Source organism: Streptosporangium sp. NPDC006013, from assembly GCF_040614275.1.
Lineage (GTDB): Bacteria > Actinomycetota > Actinomycetes > Streptosporangiales > Streptosporangiaceae > Streptosporangium.
The window spans coordinates 1-9648 of the sequence record NZ_JBEXUE010000389.1; the positions used below are offsets into that span (position 1 = coordinate 1).

General features: G+C 70.0%; 7 protein-coding genes. 6 read left to right on the forward strand and 1 reads right to left on the reverse strand.

Annotated elements, in window-relative coordinates:
- Positions 1-212: 212 nt before the first annotated feature.
- The 5 genes from hisN to pstB all read left to right on the forward strand — a co-directional run bounded on the left by hisN (position 213) and on the right by pstB (position 5107).
- Positions 213-1016, forward strand: a complete 804-nt coding sequence (hisN, locus tag ABZ260_RS38670; RefSeq protein ID WP_355627396.1) for a histidinol-phosphatase — start codon at positions 213-215, stop codon at positions 1014-1016.
- Between the two features lie 398 nt (positions 1017-1414).
- Positions 1415-2419, forward strand: a complete 1005-nt coding sequence (locus ABZ260_RS38675; protein ID WP_355627399.1) for a PstS family phosphate ABC transporter substrate-binding protein — start codon at positions 1415-1417, stop codon at positions 2417-2419.
- Positions 2419-3360 (forward strand): phosphate ABC transporter permease subunit PstC, encoded by a 942-nt coding sequence (gene pstC, locus ABZ260_RS38680; protein WP_355627402.1) that lies wholly within the window; start codon positions 2419-2421, stop codon positions 3358-3360. The genes ABZ260_RS38675 and pstC overlap by 1 nt, the downstream gene beginning before the upstream one ends.
- Positions 3360-4250, forward strand: a complete 891-nt coding sequence (gene pstA / locus ABZ260_RS38685; protein WP_355568184.1) for a phosphate ABC transporter permease PstA — start codon at positions 3360-3362, stop codon at positions 4248-4250. The genes pstC and pstA overlap by 1 nt, the downstream gene beginning before the upstream one ends.
- A 38-nt stretch (positions 4251-4288) precedes the next feature.
- Entirely contained in the window at positions 4289-5107 is an 819-nt protein-coding gene (pstB, locus tag ABZ260_RS38690) for a phosphate ABC transporter ATP-binding protein PstB (RefSeq protein ID WP_326646890.1), read from the forward strand.
- Here pstB and ABZ260_RS38695 read toward each other — a convergent pair.
- Complete coding sequence (locus ABZ260_RS38695) at positions 5088-5876, reverse strand: hypothetical protein (protein WP_355627405.1); 789 nt, start codon at positions 5874-5876, stop codon at positions 5088-5090. The genes pstB and ABZ260_RS38695 overlap by 20 nt on opposite strands.
- 253 nt (positions 5877-6129) lie before the next feature.
- On the opposite strand from ABZ260_RS38695, the gene ABZ260_RS38700 reads away from it, so the two are divergent.
- Positions 6130-9648 (forward strand): beta-ketoacyl synthase N-terminal-like domain-containing protein (locus ABZ260_RS38700; RefSeq protein ID WP_355627408.1); only part of this gene is annotated, 3519 nt, incomplete at its 3' end.

Below are 9648 nucleotides of genomic sequence, written 5' to 3' on the forward strand. Positions count from 1 at the left end.
CCCCTTGAGGGACTCCCCGTGAGGCCGCGCCGGCGACTGGACTGAGGAGAGGGAGGTTGCGAGGAACGAGCGACCTCCCTCGACGAGGGAAGGAGCCGGACAAGAGCGGCCTCACCGCGACGCGTTAGCGTCGCCATAGGCTGGCGACACGATTGTCCCTCTTGCGCCCCACTCTCCTCAATTCGGTCACCAACGCGATAGCGTTGGCATCCGTGACGGGTTACAACGACGATCTTCGCCTCGCGCACGTCATGGCCGACGCGGCCGACGACCTGACCATGCGTCGGTTCAAGGCCCTGGACCTGCGGGTGGAGAACAAGCCTGACCTCACACCGGTGAGCGATGCCGACCAGGCGACCGAGCAGGCGATCCGCGCGACCCTCGGCCGGGCCCGGCCTCGCGACACCATCATCGGCGAGGAGTTCGGCAAGAGCGGCTACGGCGAGCGCTCGTGGATCATCGACCCGATCGACGGCACCAAGAACTACGTACGCGGAGTGCCCGTCTGGGCCACGCTCATCGCCCTGGTGGACCAGGGCCGCGTCGTCGTGGGCCTGGTCTCGGCCCCCGCGCTCGGCCGCCGCTGGTGGGCCGCCCGCGACGGCGGCGCCTGGACCGGCAAGAGCCTCACCAAGGCCACGCGCTGCCAGGTCTCCTCCGTCGCCTACCTGGAGGACGCGTCGTTCTCCTACTCCAGCCTCGGTGGCTGGGAGGAGGCCGGGAAGCTCGACGCCTTCCTCGACCTGAACCGTTCCGTCTGGCGCAGCCGCGCCTACGGTGACTTCTGGTCACACATGATGGTCGCCGAGGGCGCGGTCGACGTGTCGGCGGAGCCCGAACTCTCCCCCTGGGACATCGCGGCACTGACCGTGATCGTCGAGGAGGCGGGCGGCATCTGGACCGACCTGTCGGGTGTCCCCGACATCGACGGCGGCAGCCTGCTGTGCAGCAACGGCCCCCTGCACACCAAGGTCCTCGAGCGCCTCGGCAGCGGACCGCTCACCCTCCCCGTCTAGTCCCCCTTCCGGGCGCCGTACGGCCGTCCGCTCTTCCGCACACGCCCGGGTACTCGCCATGCCCGTTGGCCCCCCGGGCCATGTCCGTTCACCTTCCCCAGGATGTCGGGAGGGTGAACGGATCGACACACCTGCGACGACCACGGCCGGAGGCGATCGCGAACTGACGGCCCTCCCCCGCCCACCAGGCCATATTTCCCCCAAAACCCTCTAAAGCGCAGCCCAAAGGTCCTGCGAGGGTGCAAGCCAGGACGAAAATCCTGCCAAAGCCCGGGTATTCACATCCGTGGGTTCACCTCTTCCGGTGCCGGTCACGGCTCGTTTCACTTCCGTTCACTTTGCCCCAGTTTCATCGAAGACATCGAGAACGGATCTCACTACGGAGAAGGAACATAACCGTGACCAGTGGACAGCGCCGCCTCAGCGCGGTGGCGACGGCCGCGCTCGTCGTTTCGCTCGCGGCCGCATGCGGTGGCGACGCCAAGCCCAGCAGTGACGGAAGCACCTCGTCCGCCGCCCCCGCCACCTCCACCGAGGCGAGCGCGGCTCTGAGCGGCGAAGTCAAGATCGACGGTTCCAGCACCGTGGCCCCCCTCACCCAGGCCGCCTCCGAGCTCTTCGGCGAGGAGCAGCCGCAGGTGAAGGTGCCGGTCGGCACCTCGGGCACCGGCGGCGGCTTTGAGAAGTTCTGTGCCGGCGAGACCGACATCTCGAACGCCTCCCGCGCGATCAAGGACGAGGAGAAGGCGGCCTGCGAGGCGAAGGGCATCACGTTCACCGAGCTCACGGTGGCGACCGACGCGCTGACCGTCGTGGTTCCCAAGGAGAACGACTGGGTCACCTGCCTCACCACCGACCAGCTCAAGAAGATCTGGGAGCCGGCGGCCGAGGGCAAGATCAAGACCTGGAAGGACGTCGACGCCAAGTTCCCCGCCGAGGCGCTGAAGCTCTACGGCCCCGGCACCGACTCCGGCACCTTCGACTACTTCACCGGCGAGATCAACGGTGAGGAGGGGGCCAGCCGCAAGGACTACAGCCCGAGCGAGAACGACAACGACATCGTCACCGGTGTCGCGGGCGCCAAGGGTGGTCTGGGCTACTTCGGCTTCACCTACTACGAGGAGAACGTCGACAAGCTGAAGGCCGTGGAGATCGACTCGGGTAGCGGCTGCGTGGCTCCGAGCGTCGAGGCGGCCCAGGGCGGCAAGTACACCCCGCTCTCCCGCCCGCTGTTCATCTACCCCTCCACCGCCGCGGTGAAGCGGCCCGAGGTCGCGGCCTTCCTCGACTACTACGCGTCCAACATCGACGCGATCGCCAAGGACGCCAAGTTCGTCCCGCTGAACGCCGAGCAGGAGGCCAAGCTCAAGGCTGACATCACGTCGCTGAAGAGCGCCGGCTGATGTCGGCACAGCACCGCACGACCGTTCCAGGGACCTCGGGGTCCCTGGCGCGGTCGCGCCCGCGTTACGGCGAGTCCGTGGTCAAGGTCGTTCTCCTGACCGCGGCGCTGGTCTCGGTGGCGACCACGATCGGTATCGTCATCGCACTCCTCGAACCGACCATCGAGTTCTTCGCCGCAGTGAGCATCGGCGAGTTCTTCGGGTCCACCGACTGGGGACCGCTGTTCAACCCGCCGGCGTTCGGTGTCTGGCCGCTCATCGTGGCGACCGTGGAGATCACCTTCATCGCCGTCGTGGTCGCCGTGCCGCTCGGCCTGGCCGCGGCGATCTACCTGTCGGAGTACGCCTCCCGCAGGACTCGCAAGATCTTCAAACCGGTGCTGGAGGTCCTCGCGGGCGTTCCGACGGTGGTCTTCGGCTTCTTCGCCCTCACCTTCGTCACGCCGCTGCTCAGGGACCTCTTCCCCTTCCTGGACCTGGAGGCCAAGAACGCGCTCGCCGCCGGCCTGCTGGTCGGCGTGATGATCATCCCGATCGTCGCGTCGCTGTCCGAGGACTCGATGGCCGCGGTGCCGAACGGCCTGCGCGAGGGCTCGTACGCCCTCGGCGCCTCCAAGATGCTCACCTCGGTGCGCGTCGTCGTCCCCGCCGCGTTCTCCGGCATCGTCGCCGCCATCATCCTGGCGATCTCCCGGGCCGCGGGCGAGACGATGATCGTCGCGATCGCGGGCGGTTTCAAGTCCGTCTTCACGCTCTACCCGGGCAATGAGATGTCCACGATGGCGGCCTTCATCGCCCAGGCCGGCTCCGGCGACGCCTCCGTCGGCTCGATCGCCTACAAGACCATCTTCGCGGTGGGTTCCCTGCTCTTCGTGATCACCTTCGCGATGAACTACCTCAGCGCCCGCATGGTCCAGAAGTATCGCGAGGTCTACGACTGATGGCCATCCTCTCCACCCCGCGTTCGGCCGTGCAGTTGGCGAGCAAGGGACGTCCGCTCAGGGAGCACCTCTTCCGCATCGCGCTGCTGGCCAGCCTCGCGATCGCTCTGGCGTTCCTGGCCATGCTGCTGATCTATGTCGTCGAGAAGGGCTGGCCGCGGCTCAACCCGATGCTCTGGGAGAACCAGCCCTCGATCCGCCGCCCGGAGACCTCGGGCATCCAGTCGGGCATCCTGGGCACTTTGTGGATCATCGGGCTGACCGCGGTCATGGCCCTGCCCACCGGGATCCTCGCGGCGATCTACCTTGAGGAGTACGCCGACAAGACCAAGTGGTACAACAAGCTGATCGAGCTGAACATCTCCAACCTGGCGGCCGTTCCCTCGATCGTCTACGGCATCCTCGGCCTGGGCATCATCGCCCGCTGGCTGCAGTTCGGCTTCACGGTCATGACCGGCGCGGTCACCATCTCGCTGCTCGTGCTGCCCATCGTGATCATCTCCGCCCGTGAGGCCATCCGCGCGGTGCCGCCGTCGATCCGCGAGGGCTCACTGGCACTGGGCGCCACCCAGTGGCAGACCATCTACCGCCAGGTGCTCCCGGCGTCGATCCCAGGCATCGCGACGGGCTCGATCCTGGCCCTCTCCCGTGCGATCGGCGAGGCGGCCCCGTTCCTGATGCTCGGCGCCGCGACGCTGGTCCGGTTCAACCCCGAGGGTGTCTGGAGCAGTTTCACCGTCCTGCCGTTGCAGATCTACAGCTTCATCAGCCGGCCCCAGGAGGAGTTCAGCATCCTCGCCTCCGCGGCGATCGTGATCCTGCTGGCGATCCTGCTCCTGATGAACTCGGTCGCCATCTGGCTCCGTAACCGCTACCAGAAGCGCTGGTGAGGTAAGAAATGTCCGAGATTGGAATTTCCGTGCCGAATGTGAACGTGCGCGGCCCCGAAGTCCCCCGCACCATCGAGGCCCTCGACCCGGTCTTCACCGTCTCCAACCTCAGCGTTTTCTACGGTGACTACGAGGCGGTACGCGGGGTCGACCTGACCATCGGCAACCGTGAGATCACGGCCATGATCGGCCCCTCCGGCTGCGGCAAGAGCACGGTGCTCCGCTGCTTCAACCGGATGAACGACCTGATCCCCGGCGCCCGCGCGGTCGGCGAGATCCTGTACCACGACGAGAACCTGTACGGCGACCACGTGGACCCGATCGAGGTCCGCCGCCGGATCGGCATGGTCTTCCAGAAGCCGAACCCCTTCCCCAAGTCGATCTACGACAACATCGCCTATGGTCCCCGGGTCAACGGAATCAAGGGCAACATGGACGAGATCGTCGAGGAGGCGCTGACCAAGGCGGCGCTCTGGGACGAGGTCAAGGACAAGATCAAGCAGAACGCGCTCTCCCTGTCCGGCGGACAGCAGCAGCGCCTGTGCATCGCCAGGGCGATCGCGGTGAAGCCCGACGTCATCCTGATGGACGAGCCCTGCTCGGCCCTGGACCCGATCGCGACCACCAAGATCGAAGACCTGATGCAGGAGCTGACGCGCGACTACACGATCGTCATCGTCACCCACAACATGCAGCAGGCCGCCCGTGTCTCCGACCGTACCGCCTTCTTCACCGCCGAGGTCGACGAAGCCGGCGTGCGGCACGGCCGCCTGGTGGAGTTCGACGAGACCAGCCGCATCTTCACCAACCCCAGCGACAAGCGGACCGAGGATTACATCACCGGTCGCTTCGGCTGATCCACATTGGAGGATCCGGGTGCTCCAGCCGCAGACGGCACCAGAAGTGGAAGGGGACAGACGGACGGCACCCATACTGCTGGTGGCCGATCCGGAGGCGGCCATGGTCCATGACCTGTCCGCGGCCCTGGAACGCGAAGGGGTGCGGGTCACGGGCGTCACCGACGGTGCCCAGGCTCTCCTGCAGGCCGGGGCGCTGCGGCCCGACGTCGTTCTCGTCAGCGCCTCGCTGCCGGTCCTGGGGGCCGTGGAGTTCGTCCGCGCGGTACGGCTGACGCGGGCGATCCCCGTCCTGCTGGGCGTGGGCGAGGGACACGAGCAGGTACAGGACCGGCCAGGTGCGGCGCGCGCCCTTCGACCAGCCCTGGGGCACCAGCACGCGGACCGGCAGGGTCGCGTTGACCGCGGGCGACGAGATCTGGAGATCGAGCATGCGCGGGCCGAGCCAGGTCTCCTTGACCACGCGCGCGGCGCCCGGCCTGGCGGCAGGCCAGGGCCCCCATGGGCTCCTGCCTCCCTTGCCGGCGGAGGGACTCGGCTGTGGTTTCACCGCCGGGCTCACCGCCGAGGCGGTCCTGCCCGCCGATCTTGTGATCAGGGCGTTGCTCTCCGCGGGTTTCTCCTTGCGGGCGGTCCCTCCCGCCGAGCCTGTCTCGCCGCTCCTGTCACCGAGTGCCGACGGCCAGGCCGGGTCGGCGTGCGCGGTCGAGGGGAGTCCGACGACAAGCGCGGTCGCCAGCGCCAGAAGTCCGCGTCGAGCAGGTCGCATGGTCGTTCCTCCGCCCGGCCTGGAGACAGTGGCCGTGGCAGGCGACCCTAGGCGGGGTGATCGCCTCTCAGCTATGAGCGTTCGCAACGAAATGACGCGGTCACTTGCGCTTTAACCACAAATCTCATCAGATATCGCGCGTTATCACGTTCGTTATAAAACGCCGAGATGGATTGTGGTCTGCCATGGCTCCCTTATCCCGATATGTCTGGGTAAGTTTGCCGACCACCTCGGGTGTTCTTGGAGCTGCCACGTGGACCTGTTCGGTGAAGACGAGATTCGCCGCTTCCTCACGGGGCGTATCGCGGCCCGCTGTCGCCTGTCCCTCGCTGATGTCGACCCCGACCGTCCCCTGGAGGAGTTCGGGCTCTCCTCCCGCGACGCCGTCGCGGTGGCGGGGGAGTTGGAGGTGCTCCTCGGCCGCGAGCTGGGACCCACGCTGGTCTGGGAGTATCCCACGATCAACCGCCTGGCCAGGGGGCTCGCGTCCCGTGCGCGGACCGCCCCGGAGAAGGCCGGACCGGCCGTCTCCGACGAGCCGATCGCGGTGATCGGTGTCGGGTGCCGCCTCCCCGGCTCGGTACGCGGCCCCGGAGACTTCTGGCGGCTGCTCATGGCGGGCGGCGACGCCGTCGGCCAGGTGCCCGAGGGCCGGTGGGAGCCCTTCGACGACGGATCTCCCCGCACCGCCGAGGCTCTGGCCAGGACGACCAGGCACGGCGGCTTCCTGGAGGACATCGCCGGGTTCGACGCGGAGTTCTTCGGGATCGTCCCCGGCGAGGCCGAGACCATGGACCCGCAGCAGCGGCTGCTGCTGGAGACGGCCTGGGAGGCGCTGGAGCACGCGGGCGTCGCGCCCCGGTCGTTGCGCGGCAGCCGTACCGGCGCGTTCGTCGGCATATCCGGCAACGAGTACGCCCACCTGACCACGGCCGACACCGCGAGGGTGGACGCCTGGACCGCGACGGGCGCGGCGTTCAGCATCGCCGCCAACCGGCTCTCCTACCTGCTGGACCTGCGCGGGCCCAGCCTGGCGGTCGACACCGCGTGCTCGTCCTCGCTGGTCGCCACGCACCTCGCCGCGGGCAGCCTCAGGTCGGGGGAGAGCGACCTGGCCATCGCCGCCGGGGTCAACCTGCTGCTCTCACCCGTGATCACCATGGCGTTCGACCAGGGCGGCGGCACCGCGCCCGACGGGCGCTGCAAGAGTTTCGACGCCTCGGCGGACGGGATGGTCAGGGCCGAAGGCTGCGGGGTCGTCGTGCTCAAGAGGCTGTCCGACGCCCAGCGGGACGGCGACCGGGTCATGGCGGTGCTCCGCGCCACCGCGGTGAACCAGGACGGCCGGTCGAACGGGCTGGTCGCGCCCAACCCCGAGGCACAGGAGGAGCTCCTGCGCGGCGTCTACTCGGGTCTGGGCAGTCCCGGCTACATCGAGGCGCACGGCACCGGCACCTTCCTGGGCGATCCGATCGAGGCCCGCGCCGTCGCCGCCGCCCTCTGCGAGGGCCGCACCGCGCCGCTGCTCCTCGGCTCCGCGAAGAGCAACCTCGGCCACCTGGAGGCCGCCGCCGGGATCACCGGCCTGATCAAGACGGTCCTCGCCCTCCACCACGGCGTGATCCCGCCCAGCGTCCACTTCCACCGGCCCAACCCGCACATTCCCTGGGAACATCTCCAGGTCGTCACCGCCCCCACCCCCTGGCCGGACGGGTACCCCCTGGCGGGTGTCTCCTCCTTCGGCTTCGGCGGCACCAACGCCCACGCCGTCCTGGAGCCCGCTCCGCAGTGGCGGGAACCGGAGCGCGAGGGGCCGGAAGCGAAGATCTTCCTGCTCACGGACGTGTCTCCGGAGCGGGTCAGGGATCATGCTGGGACGCTCGCGAACTGGGCCGACGCCGAACTCGCCGGGCCCGCCCAGTCCGATGCCGCCTCCCCGGACGCGTCCGCCGCCGGGAGCACCCCCGCCGCGGGGGCTCGGCGGCAGGTCTCGCTCGGCGATGTCGCGCACACCCTCGCCCGGCGGGCGGGGCGGGGCAGGGCAGGGGCCGCGGTCGTGGCCGCGAACCGGGAGGAACTGGTCGCCGGGCTGCGGGCCGTACGGGACGGGGCGGGCGTCACCGGAGCGGCGCCGGCCGGGGGGCGCGGGCCGGTCTGGGTGTTCTCCGGCTACGGATCGCAGTGGGCGGGCATGGGAGCCCGCCTCTACGCGGAAGAGCCGATATTCGCCCGGACCATCGACGAGCTGGCCCCGATGCTCGCCGAGGAGGCGGACATCCGGCTGCGCGAGATCATCGCCGGGGGGGCGGACGTGCCGGGGGTGGCCCTCGCGCAGCCGGTGATCTTCGCGGTGCAGGTGGCGCTGGCCCGGCTCTGGACGGCGTACGGGACGCGGCCGGCGGCGGTCGTCGGGCACTCCATGGGGGAGGTCGCGGCCGCCGTGGTCGCGGGCGGGATCGGGCTGCGGGACGCGGTACGGGTGATCTGCCGCCGGGCCGCGCTGCTCGGCACCATCGGCGGCGGCGGGGCCATGGCGGTGCTTGAGGTGCCCGCCGAGGAGGTGCCCGGTGACCTGCACGTCGCGGTGTACTCCTCGCCCAGGCAGTGCGTCGTCACCGGCGACCCCGACCGGCTGGCCGCCTTCGCCGCCGAGGTCGAGGCCCGCGGCCTGCTCGCGCGGGTGCTGACCGCCGAGGGGGCCGGGCACTCGCCGCAGGTCAAGCCGCTCCTGCCCAGGCTCCGCGAGGCCCTGGAGGGCATCGCGGGCGGCAAGCCGGAGCTCCCGTTCTACTCGACGGTCTTCGACGACCCCCGCGAGGTGCCGACCTTCGAGCCCGCCTACTGGGCGGCGGGGGTCCGCCGCCCGGTCCGCCTGCTCGACGCGATCAGGGCCGCCGCGGCGGACGGTCATACCCTCTTCACCGAGATCAGCCCGCACCCGGTCCTGGCCGGAGCGCTGCGCGAGAGCCTTCCTGCGGGAACGGTGATCACCCACTCCCTGCGCCGGGGCCACGACGAGGAGATCCGCGCCCAGCTCGCCGCGACCGTGGTCGCGATGCCCTCGCTGCTGCTGCCGTCCTCCTCCGGCACGCTCGCCGACGTTCCACCGTCACCCTGGCGGCACGAACGCCACTGGATCTCCGCCGCCAGGTCGTCCGCGCTCCCGCCGGGCACCCATCCGCTGCTCGGGGTGCACGTCGAGAGCCCGGCGGGGCACATGTGGACGACCAGGCTGGACGACCTGTCCGACGTCCCCTGGCGGCTGGAGCCCGCGGTGTGGCAGCCGCACGGCCTGCCGGTCATGCCGCTGGCCGCGGTCGCGGCCCTGGCCCAGGCGGCGGCCCTCGCCGGGTACGGTCAGGCCGAGCTGGCCGACGTCACCCTGAACGGCTTCCTGCCGCTGCCCGCCACGGTCACCACCACCCTCACCCCTTCGGGCGAGGTCGAGATCGACGCCAGGAACGCCGCCGGGGTCTGGGTCCGGTACGGCACCGCGAGGATCGTCGCGGACTCGCCCGTCGTCGCCGCCGTACCGAGCCCGGCCGAGCTGGCCGGACGGCTGCGCGTACCGGCGGGGACGCCGGTCGAGATCGAGGTGCTGGAGCCGGACGGCACCCCGGTCGGGCTGCTGGCCAGGGACGTTCCGGCCGGCGCGCTACCGGTGCCCCTGGCGGGCAAGCTGGTGCGGCGCCTCTGGGCCACCGAGGCGGGGACCGACGCCCGGCCTGCGGAGCGGGGACTCGGCTCCCTTCGGGCCCGTGGCTGGCTCATC

Bases quoted from the DNA above. Each gene is read 5' to 3' on its own strand.
- pstC (WP_355627402.1), top strand. From the start codon at position 2,419: ATGTCGGCACAGCACCGCACGACCGTTCCAGGGACCTCGGGGTCCCTG.
- pstA (WP_355568184.1), top strand. From the start codon at position 3,360: ATGGCCATCCTCTCCACCCCGCGTTCGGCCGTGCAGTTGGCGAGCAAG.
- ABZ260_RS38695 (WP_355627405.1), bottom strand. From the start codon at position 5,876: ATGCGACCTGCTCGACGCGGACTTCTGGCGCTGGCGACCGCGCTTGTC.